The sequence below is a fragment of the Corynebacterium propinquum DSM 44285 genome (assembly GCF_000375525.1).
Classification (GTDB): Bacteria; Actinomycetota; Actinomycetes; order Mycobacteriales; family Mycobacteriaceae; genus Corynebacterium; species Corynebacterium propinquum.
The window spans coordinates 100,104-121,486 of sequence record NZ_AQXC01000010.1 but is presented as its reverse complement, the minus strand read 5'-3'; the positions used below and the strand labels follow the sequence as shown (position 1 = coordinate 121,486).

Annotated in this window: 19 protein-coding genes and 1 pseudogene; 4 read left to right on the top strand and 16 right to left on the bottom strand. The window is 53.3% G+C overall.

Annotated features, from left to right (window positions below; genetic code table 11):
- The 11 genes and pseudogenes from B142_RS13305 to B142_RS0109220 form a co-directional block, all read right to left on the bottom strand.
- Window positions 1-416: pseudogene (locus tag B142_RS13305) on the bottom strand (transposase); the annotation flags it as partial.
- A 295-nt stretch (window positions 417-711) separates the two neighbouring features.
- Window positions 712-1,920 (bottom strand): MFS transporter, encoded by a 1,209-nt coding sequence (locus tag B142_RS0109270; protein ID WP_018121268.1) that lies wholly within the window; start codon window positions 1,918-1,920, stop codon window positions 712-714.
- Window positions 1,917-3,110 (bottom strand): ATP-grasp domain-containing protein, encoded by a 1,194-nt coding sequence (locus B142_RS13010; protein WP_081604973.1) that lies wholly within the window; start codon window positions 3,108-3,110, stop codon window positions 1,917-1,919. The genes B142_RS0109270 and B142_RS13010 overlap by 4 nt, the downstream gene beginning before the upstream one ends.
- Window positions 3,107-3,919 carry a polysaccharide deacetylase family protein gene (locus tag B142_RS0109260; protein ID WP_161796705.1) on the bottom strand — a complete coding sequence of 271 codons (813 nt, stop codon included), beginning with the start codon at window positions 3,917-3,919 and terminating at the stop codon, window positions 3,107-3,109. The genes B142_RS13010 and B142_RS0109260 overlap by 4 nt, the downstream gene beginning before the upstream one ends.
- A 17-nt stretch (window positions 3,920-3,936) precedes the next feature.
- A complete protein-coding gene (locus B142_RS0109255; protein ID WP_018121265.1) occupies window positions 3,937-4,584 on the bottom strand; it encodes a GNAT family N-acetyltransferase in 648 nt (215 codons plus the stop codon).
- Entirely contained in the window at window positions 4,585-5,817 is a 1,233-nt protein-coding gene (locus B142_RS0109250) for an ATP-grasp domain-containing protein (RefSeq protein ID WP_018121264.1), read from the bottom strand.
- On the bottom strand, window positions 5,817-6,998 hold the full coding sequence (locus B142_RS13005) for an ATP-grasp domain-containing protein (protein ID WP_018121263.1): 1,182 nt from the start codon (window positions 6,996-6,998) through the stop codon (window positions 5,817-5,819). The genes B142_RS0109250 and B142_RS13005 overlap by 1 nt, the downstream gene beginning before the upstream one ends.
- 17 nt (window positions 6,999-7,015) lie before the next feature.
- Window positions 7,016-8,440, bottom strand: coding sequence for an FAD/NAD(P)-binding protein (locus B142_RS0109240; RefSeq protein WP_018121262.1), 1,425 nt, complete (start codon window positions 8,438-8,440; stop codon window positions 7,016-7,018).
- Window positions 8,441-8,899: 459 nt separating this feature from the next.
- Window positions 8,900-9,358, bottom strand: coding sequence for a replication initiation protein (locus B142_RS14065; protein ID WP_236658162.1), 459 nt, complete (start codon window positions 9,356-9,358; stop codon window positions 8,900-8,902).
- Between the two features lie 639 nt (window positions 9,359-9,997).
- On the bottom strand, window positions 9,998-11,464 hold the full coding sequence (locus tag B142_RS0109225) for a glyceraldehyde-3-phosphate dehydrogenase (RefSeq protein ID WP_018121259.1): 1,467 nt from the start codon (window positions 11,462-11,464) through the stop codon (window positions 9,998-10,000).
- Between the two features lie 64 nt (window positions 11,465-11,528).
- Window positions 11,529-12,527 (bottom strand): nitronate monooxygenase, encoded by a 999-nt coding sequence (locus B142_RS0109220; protein WP_018121258.1) that lies wholly within the window; start codon window positions 12,525-12,527, stop codon window positions 11,529-11,531.
- A gap of 77 nt (window positions 12,528-12,604) precedes the next feature.
- On the opposite strand from B142_RS0109220, the gene pth reads away from it, so the two are divergent.
- Window positions 12,605-13,309 (top strand): aminoacyl-tRNA hydrolase, encoded by a 705-nt coding sequence (gene pth, locus B142_RS0109215; RefSeq protein ID WP_018121257.1) that lies wholly within the window; start codon window positions 12,605-12,607, stop codon window positions 13,307-13,309.
- On the opposite strand, the gene B142_RS0109210 is transcribed toward pth, so the two are convergent.
- On the bottom strand, window positions 13,310-13,870 hold the full coding sequence (locus B142_RS0109210; RefSeq protein WP_018121256.1) for an NADPH-dependent FMN reductase: 561 nt from the start codon (window positions 13,868-13,870) through the stop codon (window positions 13,310-13,312). It abuts the gene before it with no gap.
- A 140-nt stretch (window positions 13,871-14,010) separates the two neighbouring features.
- Here B142_RS0109210 and B142_RS0109205 point away from each other — a divergent pair, with 140 nt between their 5' ends.
- Window positions 14,011-15,657 (top strand): peptide chain release factor 3, encoded by a 1,647-nt coding sequence (locus B142_RS0109205; RefSeq protein WP_018121255.1) that lies wholly within the window; start codon window positions 14,011-14,013, stop codon window positions 15,655-15,657.
- 28 nt (window positions 15,658-15,685) lie between these two features.
- Here B142_RS0109205 and B142_RS0109200 read toward each other — a convergent pair whose 3' ends face one another.
- From B142_RS0109200 to B142_RS0109190, 3 genes are all read right to left on the bottom strand, one after another.
- Window positions 15,686-17,269 carry an alpha/beta hydrolase gene (locus tag B142_RS0109200; protein ID WP_018121254.1) on the bottom strand — a complete coding sequence of 528 codons (1,584 nt, stop codon included), beginning with the start codon at window positions 17,267-17,269 and terminating at the stop codon, window positions 15,686-15,688.
- A gap of 77 nt (window positions 17,270-17,346) precedes the next feature.
- Window positions 17,347-17,829, bottom strand: a complete 483-nt coding sequence (locus B142_RS0109195; RefSeq protein ID WP_126844422.1) for a hypothetical protein — start codon at window positions 17,827-17,829, stop codon at window positions 17,347-17,349.
- Between the two features lie 162 nt (window positions 17,830-17,991).
- Window positions 17,992-18,861 (bottom strand): patatin-like phospholipase family protein, encoded by an 870-nt coding sequence (locus B142_RS0109190; protein ID WP_026168021.1) that lies wholly within the window; start codon window positions 18,859-18,861, stop codon window positions 17,992-17,994.
- Between the two features lie 75 nt (window positions 18,862-18,936).
- On the opposite strand from B142_RS0109190, the gene B142_RS0109185 reads away from it, so the two are divergent.
- Entirely contained in the window at window positions 18,937-19,308 is a 372-nt protein-coding gene (locus B142_RS0109185) for a hypothetical protein (protein WP_018121251.1), read from the top strand.
- A gap of 20 nt (window positions 19,309-19,328) precedes the next feature.
- Here B142_RS0109185 and B142_RS0109180 read toward each other — a convergent pair whose 3' ends face one another.
- A complete protein-coding gene (locus B142_RS0109180; RefSeq protein WP_018121250.1) occupies window positions 19,329-19,982 on the bottom strand; it encodes a hypothetical protein in 654 nt (217 codons plus the stop codon).
- Between the two features lie 108 nt (window positions 19,983-20,090).
- Between B142_RS0109180 and B142_RS0109175 the strand changes: the two genes are divergently transcribed.
- Window positions 20,091-21,320 carry a DUF6882 domain-containing protein gene (locus B142_RS0109175; RefSeq protein WP_018121249.1) on the top strand — a complete coding sequence of 410 codons (1,230 nt, stop codon included), beginning with the start codon at window positions 20,091-20,093 and terminating at the stop codon, window positions 21,318-21,320.
- Window positions 21,321-21,383: the final 63 nt, after the last annotated feature.

Sequence of the window (21,383 nt, the reverse complement as noted above, 5' to 3'; positions counted from 1 at the left end):
CCACCGGCATACAAGCTGATGATCATCTCACTCGACATCCGTTAAACGCCTCGAGCCCTTGGGAACCATGGTCGGGATAAACGTCCCGGCTCTGTCCCGGGGGATTTCTACGGTAACCGGCCCGTAGTTGGAATCAACAGTCTTCGGGTAGGTGCCGTTGCGGTGATTATCAGTCCCAGTAGCAGTTTTAGCTTCCCGATCACCGGATTGATAGCCGAGGTGGGCATCCATCTCAGCATTCAAACCCTAGAGTCAATCGAGGCTTGCAGCATACCTCTCACCAGGTCATTAGCGTCCGTGGTGGACGTGCCTAGGTCATCAATCAGCTTCGCGATTTCAGGGTTAGCAAGCAGCTTCTTTTCAATCGCATCAATCTTGGCCTTATCGGCCGAGTCTCGTCGTGCCACAGTAGTCATTCTGGCTTATCTCCTTATGCGGGATGGATTCCCACACACAAACCATCAGACACTCTCGAATTTTACGATCGGAAGAAATGGCAAACCCGTGATGCAGCCCGAAAGGCGGTGGCTTGTTGGATTGAGATTGTCTACAATCGGCGCCGTCGACATTCGTCTATCGGGATGATCAGCCCTGTCGATTTCGAGGCTCGGATCGCTGATCAAGATGACAAAAAGAAAGCCGCTGCTTAACCACTAAGCAGCTTAACAATGTGTCCACGATTTGCGGGCAACCCCAGATCGTACCCGCCCGTTAGTTAGATACAGACCGGGCACCGCTGTCGACCTTGCTGAGAATCACATTGAGGAGAAGGCACGCGGCCAAGAAAACAGCCACGCTTAAATAGGCGATTAAGAGGTTGGCCCCAATAACAATACCTAGGAGAGGAAGCGCCGCCGCCGTGGTTAAACCTATAATCGCTTGCCGGAGTGATCCTACTTTTCCAATCGCCTCACCTTCGACAGAGCCTTGTAGGAAACTAACTTGCTGACTCGAGGAGAGCGCCATCCCCGCCCCCAAAATGACAGCCCCCAAACAAGCACACACAGGGCCACCTGCACCCCATCCCACTCCTACAGCTATCACTGAGAGCCCCACGATTTGAATTACGTAACCCGCGGAAATCGTGCTGCGGAAAGGTCGTCTCTCTACCTGAAAGTACCTCCCCCCCGCAAAGGAAATTAACAGCGCCCCAAGGGCAAAAAGCCCGTCTAAAATACCCAGCCAAATCGTGTCATTAAAAACACTTTTAACCAGCGGAGCTAGAGCTACAGTGAACGCGGAAATGGTGACAAAGTCGGCTCCCACGAGAAATAAGGCCATAAATTTAGACCAGCTAGCGAAATATCGCAGCACCTCAAACCAGTTAATTTGTGTTGGCTCCGACTGACTAACCGAGCGTTTAACTCGGGACTTCGCAAGCCACATCGCCACAGCAGAGGCCAGGAATGAACTTCCAGCTATGCCAAAAGCTAATTCCTCTCCCGCAGATGATAATGCGAATCCTCCAATTGCACCCCCGGCGATTTGTCCTGCTTGGACGGATACTGTCCATCTTAGGTTATATGCAACCAGATCATCTGTAGATACAGTTCGAGGCCCTGCTGCAAAAATCCCCGCCCGATAGAAAGGCCTAAAAATATTAATTGCTAGACCTAAGGCGATCCCCGCCGAACTTAGCGTCTCGGGAATAGCTAAGTAAATGAACAATGATACAGCGGCAAGTAACGAAGCCCACATACATAGCAATGCCGCGTTGAGCCGATCAGATAGACTACCTGCAATTGCGCCTAAAAGAATCGGTCCTACGTATTCGATAGTTACTACGGCCGTAAAGGCGCTAACGGATCCCGTTGCTTCAAACAGAGATTGTCCCAGAGCAATTGTGTAACAGCCCGACGCGAAATTGAAAGAGGCCGACCCCAACAAAAGCGAGGCCCCGGGAATGCGATGTAACTTCACTCTTTCTCCTTAGTTGCATGAGGAACTATTGTGTTAACAGCTTTTCGAGCGCGATATTGGGCTAAGCGGCCATCATTTGCAGTAGCAATCGCCCACGCCAAGCGCGTATAGCTACTTTGCTGCTCAACTTGTACCCAGTCCCCTATAGACAGAATTGTCCCTATATCGACTACTCCTTTGCACTGTTTAGCCTCGTCTATCCCAGACCACCCCGTAAGAACCCCAGAAGAATGCGGGAGTGAATATTGGCAACTAGCAGCGCGGCCGATTTGGGCATTCGGGAGATCATGAAGCCGATTAAGTAGATCGTCCACATAGAGATCCGTCAAATCTAAGCCAGTCGCATATTTCACTAAGTCTAAAATGCCATCACCCCCACCCCGCAAATGGGTTTCGACAATGTGCGGAACTCCCTGCCGATCAAGAATCACTTCGGTATGGAGCAATCCCCTTTTAATGCCCAGGTATTCGAGGGCCGATGCGGCTGCAGATCGTATAGTCCAAGCCTCCCCTTCAGTAATAGGGGCGGGGTGGACATGACCCGTTTCAATCACTCCAGCTGTTGTTTTAGCCGTCACCCCATGCCATTCACCTACGGATGAAAGGAGTGATTCAACACTGTATTCTGCCCCTATTTTGCGCTCTTCAACTAAATAACCTTCGAATTCAAAAGGGTCTTTCCCGATAACGCGCTGGACGCTATCTATGTCTGGCAAAACTTGGACCCCTACGCTGGCCCGCCCAGTAGATGGCTTTAATACCACGGAACCCTCAGGAGGATCTGTTATCCAAGAAACATCACCACCAACAACTACCCCATACCGCACTGAGCCTAGATTGGTGTTGGAAAGAATGTGACGCATCAAGACCTTGTCGACTGTAGCTTTCGCAGTCGACACCGAGGCGAAAGCAATGCCTATCTTCTCTGCCAAACGGGCGCCAAGAACAACGGAATCATCGTGTAGGCACAGAATGGCGTCGAACGCTATCCCCTCGACTTGTTTGAGTACATACTTAAGTTGACTTAATTCGCGATTTGCAAGATGGCTAGCGTCTATTACTTTGAAATAGTGACTTGGGGGAAGCATGGTGTGATGTCGATGGGTCCGAACATGTACGAGTTGAACACCTCGAGACAGAGCCACACTATGAGCAGAAGCAATCCCACCTACTGCTAGAACAACAGTCATCGATCCTCCCACCAGGAAATTCCTCGCTGTGGATCAACAAGGGGAAGATCCGCAGTTCCGACGTTTTTGATTAGCTCGACAGCAGTTCCCGTCCACACTTCAGAATCACTGGATATGTAGTCGAGAACCATTTCTAGGGCGACGAAAGACGGGGCCCTTCCTATTAACCATGGATGTATGGTCAGGATGCCTGTGCCTCCATACTGGGCAATAGCAGAAAGATCATGGCACCACTTCTTCCCGAGATATTCCCCACTCACAGGCCGCGCAAAAGAGCGAGAAGTGCATAGTAAATAAGGTGCGTCATCTAAAGACCAGCTCACTGGCAATTCCACCAGCGGCTGGTCTCTCCCCTGTAGCAGGTACGGCGATTCTCTCCTCGCCATCGAGCTGTCATACAAAAGATTAGTAGAATTTAAGACCTCGAGAAGCTCTGCCGTCATTTGCCATTCGGGGGATCTGTAACCGCAGATGCGGTCCGCACCCGCTAGTTTTAACGAAAAAATCGTCTTCTGGAGATCGTCCCTAATCTCCTCTCTATTTTGCAAACGCGGCGGAGTATGACGCCACCCATGCGCTGCGACCTCATGGCCATCCGTATAAATATCTCGTACAATCTCGGGGAATTTTTCCGCTATTAGGCCAGGAACAAAAAACGTGGCTGAAATATCATGCTCGCGGAATGCTCTAAGAATACGCGGCAGGCCTACTTCCAAACCAAACATGCGTTGTTCTATTTCTTCGACGTATCTAGGCGCTTCGTCAATCGATAGTTCATCTAGCATCGGCGTCACAGCGTCTATGTCCACCGTTAGGAGTATGCGATTCATGCGCCAACCACCATAAAATCTCCGGATGCAGACCGGACCATTCGGTACCCTTTGCGCCTGTTCTCTATCTCGGCTCTGATCTGTGAAAAATTCTGCACGGGAATTAACGATACGTCCTCAATTAATTCATTCGGAGGAGTTTGAGAACATAAATCGAACGAAAGGATTAGTCGAAAACGGCCATCACGATAAGAAGCTACTTGAGTACATTGGAAACCCTCGGAAAACAGGTTCTGAAGAGAATTAGTATTTCGGGGTGATACTTGAGCAAGCAATCGTGAGGCGCCGACTTTTTCCGCTTCCTGAACCCTGATTCGGATTGCCTCGCGCTGCAGTCCACGACCCCGATAGTTGGGGTGAACCATTCCTGCAGCCAGTACCAAATCGCCCGGGCGAGGGGCACACACCTCAAATTCGCGTATTTCTCTGCTCCCATAGAGGTCAGTCGTTAATGCGCAATACGCTACTAGCGTATTATTTTCGAAGCTTCCGAACGACACCCCAAACTCTCCAAGATGCTCTCCAACAAACGACGTTTCATCATCTTCTCGCACATATTCATCAGGATGATTGAGATTTGAAAGAACGCAATCTCGAAGCTTTAAAATCGCCGAGGCATCATTTAGGTCCAATTTTTTCCACATTCACACTTCCTCCTCTAGATCTCGAAGCCATTCAGTGGTGCTATCTATCTCGTTAATCAAATCCTCAATAGTGATCTTTGCCTCTTCCACGCTTTCCGCCTCAAAGACAGCCCGAGCAAATTCACTATTCGTATGTGACATAAGGCTGAATTCTCCCCCCGGAGCAGCGATTTCACTCGTCACGATAGACGGGTGGTTCAATCGTTCAGGAGCACAAAGAAGCTTTCCCTCATGCGGAGAGACATGTAGCTGGCCCGCAAGTCTCTTTTGAGGATAGTCATCCATAGAAGTGGAAGTATCGCACTGAAGTCGTATTGATTCAGCAGCGATGTTCACCCCGTAGGACACCTCTATCTCCTCCGATATCGATCCCCCGCCGAGCCTGGCTCCTACCTCACTAAATACTGCTCCTTGATTTGTCCAAAAGGCTTCGAGGTGAAAAGCGCCGGTATAAGGGGGTAAAGCTTCCTCTATAGCTCTATGGGCCAAGGATGAAATTTCGACGCTTTTAGGATCATCCTGAGGCAAGATAATGGATCCTAAATATCCTCCTGCGAGGTAATCAAGATGGCTCCCGATATAGAGAGCTACCGCGCAAAACTGCACTTCCCCATCTTTACAAATACCGTCCACGCGGTATTGATCCCCGCTTATAAACGCTTCTACGATGACCCTTGAGGTATCACCCCGGTCGCTAAATGGTCCTTTTCGCAAGTACTTAATTAAGGCTTCAGGGTCTGCAAGGATTTCGACCCCCGATGATCCTCGGCCGTGGGGAGGCTTAACTACACACGGGTACCCCACTTCGTCTATAGCTTCCACAAGTTCCATCGCTGTCGTAACGACTCGATGTGCCGCCACAGGAATTCCTGTTTGAGCAACTCGGCTCTTCATTAAGACCTTGTCCCGAAAATACATAGCTTCTTGTGGCTGCAGGCCATCTATCCCATGGCGTCGTCGGAGTTCCGCTGCCCTGAGGATGTCAGCTTCGGCTAGTATAACTATTTTATCCAAACAAAATTGATCAATAGCTACTGAAGCCAATAGAGGGATTTCATCATTAGATGCATAGTTCTCAAACACTTTTAGGTCGGCAATTTGGCCCCGCTCAACATCAATATCATGTGACGTAAAAATTACCGACCCCTCTGGGAGAAGGCTTGTTAACCTAGCACTTCCCAATCGGTGAAGGACTTTTCCAGGAGACATGAGCAAAATCGGTTCAGTTGACATTAATTCTCCTTTTGAAGAGCTTTAACTGCCGAAAGGGCATTAGAGGCGGCATTCGGGCCGGCTGCTAGGGCGTAGCCTGTGCGTGTAGAGGAATCAATGATTTGATCCCTCCTTATAAGTTCTCTCCGAGACGGGTGCTTGACACGAATTAATCCCGGTATGACGGGGACCTCAGAATGGGAAGCCCAGGACATGAAAAAAATAGCGGATTCTGAATATCGCGGCCCAGGTGCAGGTAGAGGGAGATCAAGAATTGCAAAAATAGTTTCTGTGGCCATGTGCCTCCCAGTGGTGAGCTCTGTGAGCTCCCAGATTTGATCTCCTCCGAATCGCGTATGAGTTTCAACAAGCCACACATCTTCACCATCAACCATTATCTCTGTATGACTAGGCCCTATCCTGTGTCCTATGGCGTCAAGAATGCTGGGTACGCGGCGTGAGATTTGGTCTTTTTGCTGCTCATTTAATTCTGCAGGTTGCCAGTGCCCCATCTCGACATAGCGGGGAGGGCCAGACGTGATTTTTTCCGTAATTTGAACAACTTCATGACTTCCATCCACTGTCATCGCTTCAACGCTGAATTCCCGCCCCGGCAAAACAGCTTCTACTAAGACTAGCAAGTCAGGGTTATCGAGAAGAGCCCAGCTATGCAAGCTCGAAATCTCAGCCAGATGGGCTCGGACCTCATCTTCGTTCTTCACACGTCGAACACCAGCACTCCCAGCTCCCGTGATCGGTTTTATCACCACACTTTCTTCCCCGAGTTCTTTCCAGAAAGCCAAAACCTCCTCTGGAGTTCCACACATCCGCCACGGACGCTGGGGAATATTTGCGTTGTCCAGGGCTTGCCTGGTTAGTGTCTTATCGCGAGCCGTGGAAACTGCGCACAGGGGGTTAGACCGAATGCCCAGCATATTCGCTACCCGAGCCGCAACTAGAATGACGGGCTCGAGGAAACACACCAACCCGGTAACAGGGTGCATCAGGTGAATGCTTCTTAAGACTTCGAGGAGTGTGTCTTCATTAATCTCCTCGACCTCAATATAGGAATCGACATATTTTTTCTGCCAATCAGTGGCCCTGTCGGCAGTTTGAATAAGTGTGATTTTCGTATTAGGTGGGGAAACCTTCGGCAAGCTCGAATCATTTCCACTGATAATAACCAGGTGTTTTTCCTGCATATCTAGACTCCTCAGCACTATATTTTGCAAAACTCTTTGTGCAAATTTTCCGCAATATGATTCGCTTGGCGATGAACCGCATCCAGCGCCGAGGTGACTAAAAGGCTTCCGGCTGTAGCTTGCCCCATAAGGAAAAGATTGTCCTGCATCTCACCATCAGAGCTAATGGCTCGGCCCGTGAAGTAATCCGACAGCCCCCTCCCCTCCGCATCCAATCCGATATGCCCTTCCGCCGCTAGCTGCCTCAAGAAGAAAGGGGCGTCTTCGTACTTTGCGGAAAAACCGGTTGCATTAATTAATCCCGCCGCCCCGATATCGCTCAAAATAGATCCCAGCTGGCGAGAATCCGCCCATACGCCTGCATGGAGAATAATCCGATCTTCCTCAATCATTTTTTTAATCTGACGCCAGCGCGCAAGAGGAACACGTACGCGGTATCGCGGCCATCCTGACCCGAGACCTTGCCTCAATGTGAAGCGCTCATCGACTGATAAGGATGCAAAAGCGGCATTCAACACATGATTCGTTTTACTAATCGTTCGATGACATGAAAGGTCTGCGGAATCACTGTAGGGATTTTGCCAATTACGAGTAATTCGACTTTCGTCATCGAAAGAAGCACGACTCATTCCGAATCTAGCAAGCTCAGCATCAAGAAGATCCAACACAGAGGAGGCAGAAAGACTGCCTGAATATTGAAGGCGGTCAAGATTATCCTCCGTAAGATATAGCGGGTCTAGCGTATCTTCATCGGATTCCACCTGCACCCAGGGTAAGCGCCCACTCGGGGAAAAAAGATGCACTGTAGCTGCCCTTTTCTCATAGACGCTAGCAATATCGATAGCAGTCAATCCCGACCCGAGCACTCCTATTGCGCTCGGGTTATCGAAAATTTGCAAAATTCTTTTCAGAGGGTAAGGAAATGGAATATAAGGAATTCCGCCAGTTTTAACAGAATTTTTTTTATTCCACGTCCCAATAGATATCACCGCTTGATCTACTTCGACCTGGAATTTTCCCTCAGTAAGTACTTTAATTTTCCCCGGCGAAAAATTAACCTCTTTCGCTTTTTCGGGAACCAGACTGATTCGTAGACCATGCTCTTGCAATATCCGAATCGCATAAGAAAGAGCCTTAATTAAAAAGGTTCCGTACGCTTCACGAGGAAGAGGATTGCTATTAAAATCGGATAACTCAAACGGGCTCTGAGAAAAGTATCTATCAAGGGGATAAAAGGGCGGCGCTAAAGACGCGAGACGGGAGCGGCCCGTGTTAATAATCGCTTCCGCTACATCCCGGTTAAAAGCCAACCCTGCCCCTAAGCACTCAGGATCCTCGAACAGGAAAATTTCTCCCCCCGCCCAATCCGGAGAACTTAACTCCGCCAAGCGGCTGAGAAGGAATGTCCCTCCAGCCCCAACGCCTAAGATCGCTAGTCGCATAAACAATACCGATTCTTCTATAGGTGGATCCTTAATGCCACAAGAGTAGCACAGAGAGCTAGGTTAAAACCATACTTTTATATAATATGAGTCACATTATCATTCCCCCTGACTCCACTTGCGGCTCAATACTTTCTCCAATGAGCGGACTCGCACCGACAGATACGGTCCGGTCATCGAGCTCTACGCCCCCTGTATAAGTATTTTCCAGGCGGATGTCTGGAGCTAACGACCGCCGTAGACACGTCTAACCCTGTAAATTCACCCCGGCAGAGCTTGGCAAACACACAGATGCTGAAAACCTTCGGCGACGTGGTGGGCCACCATACGCCTTGAAACGCCTAGCTCCTGGGATATTTCTTTCCATGCAGGAATCTGCCCGGTTTGATTAAATGCCTGTGACGCAATAACCAAGACTTGTGCACGCGCGTATTATTTCCGGGCGCCCGCTTTCGCTTATTAACTTCTTGCAGGTTTTCCGCTGGCTCTGGGCGTATTCTCCTTCGGGGTCTGTTTCCCACCTCTTGGCGGCTTTTTGGCCGCCTCTGCGGCCCATGGTGGACAGGGCCTTGCGTTGGCTTGTGGTGGCATAACGGGCGGTCGGTGTGCCGTAGGAGTCGGTCTTGCCCTGGGTGACATAACCACGCACCCGCCGGGCCATGGTTTGGCGATCGCACGGAAAGCCTGGGCCGGCTCCCGGCGTGCCTTGACCGTCTCGATGAGCTCGCGCCCACTGGAGAACTCCTGGCGGGGCGATACATGCTGGGGCTCGTCGGCCACCTCGCGCACCTCCCTGATAAAGTCGGACAACCGGTCAATACGGTGATGCTGCCGGTACCAGATATAGCGATCCGGGCTCTCACCCGTGTAGAAGGGGCTGCGGCTGAACCGGTGGGCGAAGTTCGGGTCGTGGCCCAAAAACCGCCCAGAGTCCGGCTCGTCGCCGCCAGAAGTGCCATATTGGGCGATTTGCAGTCCCTGTCCGCATAGACCAGGTCAATCAACCACAAACACTGCGCCTTGCCGGTTAACCGGTTCTGTCCTGCGATTTGGAACGCTCGATTGGGTGACAATCATCTGCATTGAGCCGATAGACGCTATCTTCTCTACGATAGCTATGCGACCACTATCGCTCTCATCTGTGCGTTCACATTTTGCTCGCCCCGGGAGACTCAGTAGATAGCGTTCTTTTGTGTTCATTTCAGCATCATTCGCATCCACAATCGCCGCAGGAGTAGATGCTATTGCGTTTCTACTCACACTTGAAACGATAGAGAATGCGCTGGACTATTTGGACATGCTGCGATTCTCTACGTCAACTAGGAAGAGAGGTATCACAGTGGTATTCGAGGTCTTCGTAAGCGTCCCCCATGCAGGGCACTCCGAGCGTGACTCTGCACAAGCGGGACATCTTATTGATCAACGCCGCCGCCCATGCTCTCATCGGCAAGGCTGATGTCGTGGAGCTGCTCTTCGATGCGGAGCGCCGCGTGATGACTCTCCGGCCGGCCGCTCCGTCGCCGACGGCGTACCAGTTTCGAGGTCCATCCAGCTGGATTACAGTTCGCTGATTGGGCTGCGGTGCGGCAGCACACGTGGGCGCTTACCCGCAATATCTTCCACAAAGCGCACTACCTGGTTGGAGTAGCCATACTCGTTGTCGTACCAGACGTAGACCACCAGGTGCTTGGTGCCATTGGCAATCGTCGCCAAGCCATCAACCACACCGGCTTTCACGGAGCCGACGAAGTCCGAGGAGACCAATTCCGGATCATTGACGTAGTCCACCTGCTGGCGCAGGTTCGACAGCAGCGCCACCTTACGCAAATAATCGTTGACCTCGTCCTTGGTCACCTCGGTTTCCAATTCCAGGTTCAACACCGCCATCGAAACGTTCGGGGTAGGAACGCGGATGGCATTACCGGTGAGCTTTCCTTCAAATTCCGGCAAAGCCTTTGATACCGCTTTCGCAGCACCAGTTTCGGTCAGCACCATATTCAGACCCGCAGCGCGGCCACGACGGTCACCCTTGTGGTAGTTGTCGATCAGGTTTTGATCGTTGGTAAACGAGTGGGCGGTTTCGACGTGGCCGTGCGCGACGCCGTAGCGAGCGCCCAGTGCCTTGAGCACTGGAGTAATGCCGTTGGTGGTACACGATGCGGCGGACAACACCTTGTCATCATCAGTAACGCTATTTTCGTTAATTCCAAAGACCACGTTCGGGATATCGCCTTTGCCCGGCGCCGTCAGCAAGACACGGTCTGCACCCTTGGCCTCCAGGTGCTGCGACAAGCCCTTGCGATCACGCCATGCGCCGGTGTTGTCGACGACAATAGCGTTGTTGATGCCGTAGGAGGTGTAGTCGATTTCCTGTGGCGCGTTGGCGTAGATAACCTGGATCTTGGTGCCGTTTGCCCAGATGATGTTGTTTTCTTCATCCACGGAAATGGTGCCGTTGAATTCGCCATGCACGGAATCACGGCGCAGCAGCGAGGCGCGTTTAATGATGTCGCCGTCGCCTTTGGAGCGCACGACAATCGCACGCAGACGCACACCGCCATAGGATGCTTCGCGCTCGACGAGAATGCGCGCGAGCAGGCGGCCGATGCGGCCGAAACCGTAGAGCACGACGTCGGTCGGTTCTTTCACGTTGGTGCGGCCACCGATGACTTCCTCCAGTTCGGAGTGCAGGTAGTCAGCAAGATCAGTAGCACCGGATTGTGCAAATCCAACGGCCAAACGCCCGACGTCGATCGATGCAGTACCCAAATCCATCGAAGTGAGTTCGCGCAGCACCGGCAGGGTTTGCTCCAGCGGCAAGTCTTCTTCGATGACCTGGTGCGCGCGCTCGTGGGCCTTGATGATGTCGATGTCGGTGACGCTAATCAGCAGACGACCAAAAATAGAGGTCACAACGTTGTTGTTGCGGTGCAGCGAGCTGATCAGCGGGATCATCTCCTGTGCCAGCGCGATGCGTTCATTCCAGTTGTCGTGTCCTACCTCGGCGGGCTGATTCACAGTCATCTTCCTTTACGCGGGGGTATCGGGGTGCAAAATTACAACCCACATCCTACCCCGATTTTGGTTACTACCCCCGTAATTGGGCAAGAATGTCGGCCACGCTGCCCTGACCGATCTTGTCGACGTCGTCGCCAACCAAGCAATATGCCACCCGCGGATCATTCTCTTGTCGCAGTGGCGCCAGCAATGAGTTCAACAGCGGATACATCGCCGGCACGTCATCGTGGTGTTCACGGATAAATTCCGTCTCGAGGCCACGTGCCACCCGGCCAGACAATGCCCGGGTCGCTACCGAGGTACCCCCGGAATGCAACAAAGCACGGTTGAAATCACTGGTGCCGGCCTCGTCGGCAAGCAAAAATGCCGAACCACAACTCACCGCTTTTACCCGCGGAAGCTGCAACAACTCGCGGGCATCGTCAGCAGTACGCACCCCACCAGAGGCCACCAGTTGCGTATTCACGCCAGCCATCGACATCGTCTCAATCAGATCAACCAACCCCAGCCCGGAAGGCTGCTCATCTACCGACCACGTTGCGCGGTGCCCACCGGCTGCCGGGCCTTGCACGACCACAACGTCGGCACCCGCGTTTTGTGCACTCAACGCGTCTTCAATACTGGTGACGGTCACCCACGCCTCGATACCTGCCTCATGCAGACGGCTGATTTCCGCAGCGCTAAAACACCCGAACGTCGAGCTGACCACCGCCGGTGGATTATCGGCAGATATGACAGCATCCAGCTTGTCCTGCCAACCATTGGTGTAATCCGGATCCGCGAGTTGTTCCGCTACACCGTAGTCGCGCTGTAATTGTTGATGAAACCTGCTGATCTCTTCAGTAATTTCCACAGGGGTTTGTGGGGCAAATAAGTTCACCCCATAACGCACCCCCGAATCAATGCTGGCAAGCATGCTCTGCACGCGATCTACCGGAGTGGTTCCGAACGCCAGAAAACCGAAGGATCCGGCGTTATCGGCCGCGGTGACAAGCTGCGGTGTGGACGGACCACCTGCCATCGGAGCAATCAGGATGCGCGATTCCAACTGGCGTAATAATTCCGACATACCTGCCAGGCTAATGCAGATCGGGCACATGCGGCAGTCAGTAGAGAAAATACGCGCAATAATGAGACACTGGGCGGGTGAATATTGTGCGCAACTTGTTATCGAAAGTATTCGGCCGCAATGCCGACGGTGATGGTGACCCAGTCGCTAACCCTGCCGACGGTGGCTATCAAAGGGCCACGAGCCAACAGCCGGTGTTAAATCTCGCAGAGGTCACAGCCGAGTGGCTAATCGTCGGCTTGGGTAATCCGGGGCAAAAATATGCGGCCACGCGCCACAACGTGGGCTATATGGTGGTCGATGATTTGCTCGCTGAATCCGGTGAGACCCTGCAGCCTATTAAGGACGTGCAGGCTTTCGGCGCCACCATCGTCGCAGGCAAGAACACCGCCCTGGTGCTGCGGACTGCCAGTTTTATGAACAATTCTGGCCCTGCGATTGCCGAGGTTGCGCAGCGTTTAGACATTCCCGCCGAGCGAGTGCTGCTTATTCACGATGAATTAGATCTGAAAGAGCACAAAATCCGCCTCAAACAAGGCGGAAATGAAGCCGGACATAACGGACTAAAATCGACGACTGAGCACCTGGGCACCCGCGATTATCCCCGCGTACGTATGGGGGTGGGCCGCCCTGGCAAAGGAAACGACATCATTGCCTGGGTTCTGGGCCCAGTACCAGCAGGGGCTGGTTTTGATGAGTTTATTGCCACCGGCGCCGAGGCTGCCCGACTGATCGTGGCCCACGGGCTAGGCGCCGCGCAAAACGAGATTCATTCTCGCTAATTAGCTTTTAGCACCAGCCTGGGTGACCTGATCCAAAATCTTGTCCAACCCAGCTTTTTCTGCTTCGGATGCGCGGAATTCACCGTTGGCATCTTCTGGGTATGCAGTGTTCAGGTCGATGTTGACATCTTCGTCGGCAAGCTGCATAGCCAACATGCCACTGACGACGGTACGCCAAGTTGCCGTCGAGCCCTTACCAGCCTGCGAGTAACCGTAGCCGACGAAGCCGATTGGCTTGCCCTGCCATTCTTGGCCGAGCTGGTCGAAGGCATTTTTCATTGGGCCAGGTACAGTACCGTTATATTCCGGAGTCACAAAAACGAAACCGTCGTACTGGGCGATGACTTTGGCCCACTGCTGGGTCTTAGGATCACCGTATTCGCCATTGGCCATGGCCGGGACGGTATCTGCGGCCAAAAATGGCAGGTCATGATCCTGCAGGTCGATGATCTCGTAGTTGTGGCCGTCATTGCGGTGAGATGCATGCTCGTGCACCCAGTGGCCAATCGCTTCACCAGCGCGGCCTGCACGGATCGAACCAATAAAGACACCAATATTCACGATTACCTCCTAGAAATAATGAAGTTGATACAACAACAATAAAACGCCCTTGGTTGACCTGTCAACAATATCTTCTTGGTCTCCGTGAAAACCCGATCCACCTCGGCACGCACATCACCAAACCATTAGACTGTTCAACCATGACCACTGCTGTTTCCTCCCCTGCCCACGAGGCCTCGCGCCGCCGCACCTTTGCTGTGATCGCCCACCCCGACGCGGGTAAATCGACCCTGACCGAGGCGCTGGCGCTACATGCACACATCATCACCGAAGCTGGCGCGGTGCACGGCAAAGGAAACCGCAAAGCGACTGTGTCTGACTGGATGGACATGGAAAAAGACCGCGGGATTTCCGTGGCCTCTTCCGCTCTGCAGTTCAACTATTCCCCGGAAGGCCACGACGGCGAACCGTATGTAATCAACCTGGTCGATACCCCCGGACACGCGGATTTTTCGGAAGATACCTACCGCGTTCTCACCGCCGTCGACGCCGCAGTCATGCTCATCGACGCTGCCAAGGGCCTGGAGCCGCAAACGTTGAAACTGTTCCGTGTGTGTAAAGCTCGCGGTTTGCCGATTATCACGGTGATCAACAAGTGGGACCGGGTTGGCCGCGAGCCTTTGGAGCTTGTCGACGAAATCGTCAACGAGATTCAGCTCCAGCCCACACCGCTATACTGGCCGGTCGGCGAAGCCGGTGACTTCCGCGGGCTCGCCCACATTAACGACGACGGTGAAGCTGACAATTACATCCACTTCATCCGCACCGCCGGTGGTTCCACCATCGCACCGGAAGAGCACTACTCACCGGAGCAAGCCGGCGAAAAAGAAGCCGAGGCTTGGGAAACGGCAGTGGAAGAAGCCGAGCTTTTGGCTGCCGATGGCGCGCTACACGATCAAGACCTATTCGAACAGTGTGTGACCTCGCCGTTGATTTTCGCCTCCGCGATGTTGAATTTCGGCGTGCACCAAATTTTGGACACGTTGTGCGCAATCGCCCCAGAACCAGGTAGTCGCGAGTGCGACCCCAAGGTAATGGAAAAGGCCACCGGCGCCATCGCCGAAACCCGCGAGGTGGACGACGATTTCGCCGGTGTCGTGTTCAAAGTTCAAGCCGGCATGGACCGCAACCACCGCGACACCCTAGCCTTCATGCGCGTGGTCTCTGGCATCTTCGAACGCGGCATGCAGGTCACACACGCCCAATCTGGACGCAGCTTCTCGACGAAATACGCACTAACGGTGTTCGGCCGCACCCGCGATACCGTCGAAGCCGCCTATCCTGGCGATATCGTCGGATTGGTCAACGCGGGATCGCTGGCTCCCGGCGATACCATTTATTCGGGCAAGAAGATCCAGTTCCGCCCGATGCCACAGTTTGCTCCGGAAAGTTTCCAAACCCTGCGGGCCAAATCACTGGGCAAATACAAGCAATTCCGCAAAGGGCTGGAGCAACTGGATGCCGAGGGCGTCGTCCAGATCCTGCGCAACGAACTCCGCGGCGACGCTGCCCCTGTGATGGCAGCCGTTGGCCCGATGCAGTTCGAAGTCATGCAGGCCCGCATGGAGGTCGAATATAACGTGGAAACCGTCGTCGAGCCCGTGCCCTATTCGGTAGCACGACGCACCGATGCGGCCTCAGCTGAAGAACTAGGCCGCCAGCGCGGAGTGGAAATTTTCACCCGCACCGACGGCGAATTGATAGCGCTGTTTGGCGATAAATGGAAGCTCGCGTTCGTGCAAAAAGAACACCCAGAGCTGACCATGGAGCCGTTGGTAGCTGATTAGCTATCGGCCCACGCTGCGTTTAAATCACCTAGTAGAGGTCGACCGCCCGCAAGTCAATACTGCCATCACCAGTGATTTCTAATTGGCTAATCGGGCGGTTCTTTACTGTTTCCGGCAAGCTAATCCTTAAGGTGCGTATCCAGTATTCGCCGTTGCTGGTTTCCGTGGTGGTATCTTTCAGTACCGGGTTGGGTGCCGGCACTGGTATTTGCTGTCGGGAACCATCGTCCATGATCGCGGTAACTTCCAGCTTGGTTTCTTTCTTCCCGTCTTCCCGGCTGCCAGTAGGCATCATGTGCATGCTCAAAGTTTCGGCACCCGCAGAACTCACCGGAACCACTACGGGGGATTTAGTCAATTGCACGCGGGCATTGACAGAAGCGGAATTAACGATTCCCATGTCCACGAAATCACAGCGGTCGTCATACTGCACCGGATTCATAGACGGATAAATCCGACAGAACTCGGCCTCACTTCCCGGCAGTTGCGCTTCTGGTTCTGAAGCAATCCATTGTTCTGCAGCGGCCGGGGTGGCAGCATACACGCTCGCTTCTCTGCCTGCGAGCTCGGCGGGTAGCTCGTCATCAGCCTGCAATGGATACGGCCCGTCTTGGCCACGGAGAGTTTGATCAAACCAAAGCCGGAGAGCTTCTGCTAAAAATTCCTCATGCTCTGCAGCACCACTGTCGCTAATTTCGCCATCATCGATGCGGTCATCAAATTCCCGCTGAGATAAAACGCGGTTAATGTAGTTGTGCCCAAGCCCTGACACAATAAAGTTTAAAGCAGCCGTGTTTCTGTCTTGCCCCACGTATTCCGGTAACCAGTCAGCTGCGGCCTGGGAAGTATCCTCATCTGCTTGCCCATCAATGGTCAAAGTAGGCACATCGGCGGGAGCTGGGGAAAAATTATCTTCTGGAAATTCTGGCACATGGTAGAACCCGCCATAGCTGGCCAAAGATACCTCAGGCCACATTTCTGCAGCCTTATTTCCTAGCAATGCAGAACGCGAGTGCATAAACACACCCGTGCGAGAAAAATCTGTCATGCCTGCAAGGCTGTCATCTAAGTGCTGCGACTGGCCCTGGTTCGCTGCCTCCAGTTCCCCACGAATGGCACCTACCACACCCGCCCAGGCTTCCACCTGGTCGTATGGTTGCGTGGGGCTTTCTGGCGCCCACAACGGCCCTAAATCAGGAACGACGACGGTGTAGCCGGCCTCTGCGAGATCTTCTGCCAAATAGTGCATTCCGCGATCTGCCCGTACGTCATCTACCCCATCTGCGCACGGATAGACGAAAGTATCGTCAGCGCAATTAAATGTGCGTAAATGGTTTACTACCACCAGCGGAGCATTGCTGTGCCCCGCCGTTGTCACGCTGCCGCGGACGGGTAAATGTGTCTCTGGAGAAACCTGGTAATCTTCCAGCGCAAATTCATAGGTGGTGGCGGTTGTTTTTTCCGTGGCCGTGGTAGTTTCTGCAGCCGTATTCTGCCCCGTTGTTGCCTGTTCTGGCGCTGCCTTCAGCGCGTCATCAGCATCAGACGGAGCCGAACAGGCCCCGAGCAACAAAGTAGTACCTGTCAACACAGCTAAAATACTCGAACGCATGACAGACAATTCTACCGGCACGGTGGGTTCCGGTCGTTTTTACCGGGCAAGGCCAGGAAGTCATCAACTCACGGTAATCAGAATCCGATAGCGCGCAGAGCCTGATCGTAATCGTCCTGAGTGACCTCAACCTTGGAACAATCCTGGGGGACATAAATGTCCAGACGTGGCTCACCTGGCTTACCATCGAAGCGGGCACGACAATCCGCAGCCTGCTGCGGGGTTGTTAGACCATAATTTAAGGCATTGTAATGTTTGTTATCCACGTTCTTCAGCAACGCCACCAATGCGCGGAGGTTGCTTGGCTGATTACCGCTCGGGTCGTTCCGGAGCACGGAGCTGCCAATAGACAGCGCCGAGCTGAGCTGATTCAACACTGGATTGTGCTGAGCCGAGGACGATTGCACCAGTTGTTTCTGAACAGGCGTCGCTTGAGCAACCCCGCTGCTTCCCAGGCCCGCCAGCGCAAGCACAGCCAAACTTGCAGTGAACATTTTCTTCATGAATACCCCTTGTCTATTTACATGATGCAACATTTCATGCTGCACCATTGAATCCATTCGTGCAGCTAAGATTTTATATAGCTCTACCTAATAATACCTAGGTGCGCCTTTTATGATTTGCCTCACATTGAGAGCAAATGCTTAGGAACAAATACCCAGGGCACTTCACCAGAACAATGTAGTCGTGGAAGATAATTCTTAGACTAAGTTCGTTTTCCTTTAACCGGTCAGGAATTCTTCCCATTGCGGCCATTCTTTTTCCGTTTGGATCTGGCCCATCCGGTAGCTGTGCAGCAGCTTTTCGGCATCGCGTTCCGTTGATTCCACAGACAAATCCGTCGGAAAGAACAATTGCGCACGGCCTTGTTTCTCCAAAGTAAGCAGGCGATCTTTCGCGGCATTGTATTTATCCGGTCGTTCAATCATGGCTTTTGCCACGGCTGGGTGTTTAAAAAATGCTCGACGCAAAAAGCCCTCACGCTGCGTGGCTGGGCGCACATAATCGCGAGGTTTCGTCGCCAAGAAAAGAATCTTTCTAAAACCAGCCTTTTCGGCCTCGTCAATGACGATGCCACCGGAATCTCCCAATGCACCATCGACAAACGGCACATCATCGATCAAGCGCATCGGCATGATCAGCGGCAGTGTGGATGAGGCACGTACGCGCATCATCAGATCCGGCAAGCTTGTCATGTCCTGTCTGCCCCAGTTGACGGTCTCTCCGGTATCGGCACGCGTGGCACTGATGCAGACTTGTGCCGACGATTCCGTGAACGTTTTCCATTCAAACGGGAGATCTTTGTCGGCAGCTTTTTCGTAGATAAATTCTGCATTGAAATATCCCCGACCGCGCAAGAAATGACTCACCCCACCAAACGAGGGGTTGTTCGCAAAATCCGTAAACGAACTACGGGCGCGTTCTTTATCACCAGAAAGGAAATTCACGGTGTGTGAGGCACCCGCTGATACACCACCGACCCAGCCAAATTGCACTTGCTTTTCCAGCAGGTGCACAATGCTGGCGGCGGTATAGGAATTACGCATTCCCCCGCCTTCAATCACTAAAGCTGTATCTCGTGCGTCGATCATCTTTGCCCATAATAGTCGCGAGCTCGTGAAATTGTGACTAAAAGTGATTCACCGTTAACCGGTTAGAATGACCGCATGGGACTATTCGACCTGCTACGCGGTTCTGCTAAGCCCGCTCTCACCCAGCTTCCGGATACTGCACGCCATGTAGGCGTCGATAAGCTGGCAGTACACACGGCAGAAGAAATGGTGATCATCACAGGATCGGTGCAGGTAGCAGACATCATTCTGGATGCCGCCCACAATAATCACGCCGCGGTGGTTGCGGGACCCAACGCGCAGATTGTACTAGTGCCGACGAAAACTGATGATCTGCCGGTACACGACCCCAACAATGGTTGGCTGCTTCCACTAAGCCCCGCGCTCCGTTCTGCAATCACCCAGCGCTTGGCACCCAAACCATGTGAACTGGAACTGACCGAACGCGTCGGCATAATTATTGAATAAAAGCGAACATATACGAGCGCTTAGACCCCGAGTGCGCCGAGCACGATTAACAGCACGCCCACACTGTAGCCTGCCGCCTTGCTCAAAAACTCAGTGTTGTGTGATCCCTTAGTAAACAGCCGCCCAATAGGTGAATTCGGAGCAATGCGGACCCAACCGACGAGCACAGCGGCGATGATCGGCAGCGACAGCGCGATGCTGGCATAAAGCACCACGCCTGCCCCCAGAGTCGCTGGTGCAGGATGCAAGGCGGCCAGCACGATTAGCCCTGCGAAAAACGGCACGGAAGTAGCCGATTGCACTACGCCAAGACCAAAGCCAGTCCAAAAAGTCATCGGGGATGGCCGCTGCAGCCCGCCGAGCAAACGCCCCACCACCGCCGGCGGCTTTCCCTTCGAAATCCACGTACCCAGCAAGGTGATCACACCGACGGCCATCAATGTCAGGCCGAAGGCCGCAGAATCCAGGATTTTCTGCATCAATTCGCCGAAGCCAGAAAATACGACGGTCACCAGCAAAGCCAGCGCAAAAACCCCAGACCAATTGCCCGCCACTAATAGCGGGGTAACCTTTTTATACATTCCAGCTGGCAGTAGCACGCCCAGGGCAACGATCACTGCGATGGACAAGACATTGATCGAGTCCATGAAGGCGTAGCTGACGGCGTAAAGCATGGTGGACACTTTACAGTGCGCGGCTGGCAGCTCACTGATAGATCCAGCCTGATAGATCCACCCCTGGGTGAGACAGCCGATCAGGCGCTGGCTTGTAGACTCAATACCATGCTTTCTGCCCCGCGTACCGTCACCGATATCGCGACCGATGGTTTCCTGGCGCAAGCCGATTCTATGGCGTTATTCCGCACGCGTTTCGGCGAGATTACCCACGTGCAACTGACCGTAGCCGCAGACCGCCGCCCTGCTGGGCATCCGGGACACAATACTGCACAGCACTCGCTTGCCGACGCCTGGGACCGGCCAGTTACGGTCTCGTTTACAAGCGCAAACAGCGAGCACAAAGTGGAGCTGGCTGGCACCTGGGCCGCGACCATCGTCGACGAGCAGTGGTATTGGCAGACCAATGCGGTCATAGATTTTGCAACGAATATCCCCGAATTAGATCCGCAGCAGGTGCAGACGGCGAGTGATCAACTGCTGGCTGCCGCGCGCACGTTGTTTCGCAATATTCCAGCAGTGTTAGTTCCGCTTACGGGGAAATCTCGCTCAGATGAGCCGCAACGCTTCGCCGTGGTCATGATTTCAGATTTCGCGGAGGCAGGACCGGTTCCACGGGCACTCACGCATGGTCTGGCGCAACTACCCGAAGAATACGACACCGTGCGTGCGCTGCAGGGGTTTGCGGTGGTGCGCGATCTTGAATTTCATGGCACTGCAGACTGCGCAGAGGTAATCCGCATCGGATCCGGTGAACAGCAGTTCGTGGTAGCTATTCGGGATGGTGTTGCCATCGATGTCTCCACTTCCCCGGCGGGTGCGCAGGCACCATTACAGCCCACGATCGACGAGCTCGTCAGCCACGGTCACCAGCACATCCAGCAGTATTCTGACGAGAACACCGCAACTACAACCACTGCTTCCGGAGTCTCAGGACTTGCCGGAGCTGCTGGAGCTTCTGGAGCTTCCGGGGTCGAAGGCGGCTGGGCTCTCGCGACTATTAAGGATGAAACTTGGACCTGGGCCTGGGCCGATCCCAACCTGGCAGGTACCCCAGGAGCACAAGAAAGCCGCAAGGTCTTGGATTTTGGGATCAACAACGGTGTGCTTGATTTCGTCCGGCCACATCTTAGTCTGCGCCGGATGCGTCACTGTTTGCGAAGTACGTATGCCCCGACAACCGATAATTACGGCAGCACCGTGGCATCGGCAGCGCACGACTATGCGGATGTCATCACAGCCCTAGTTGCGGCTTGTACGCACATAACGCAGTGTTCTACCCACCGCGTCGACAAGCTCGATGAGCACACATACGGAATCCTGGTCTTTCCTGCGTAATACCGGTTGTGCATACAAGCCTAAAGCCCGGAAGCTAGCTCTCACACGTGCTAGCTCCCGGGC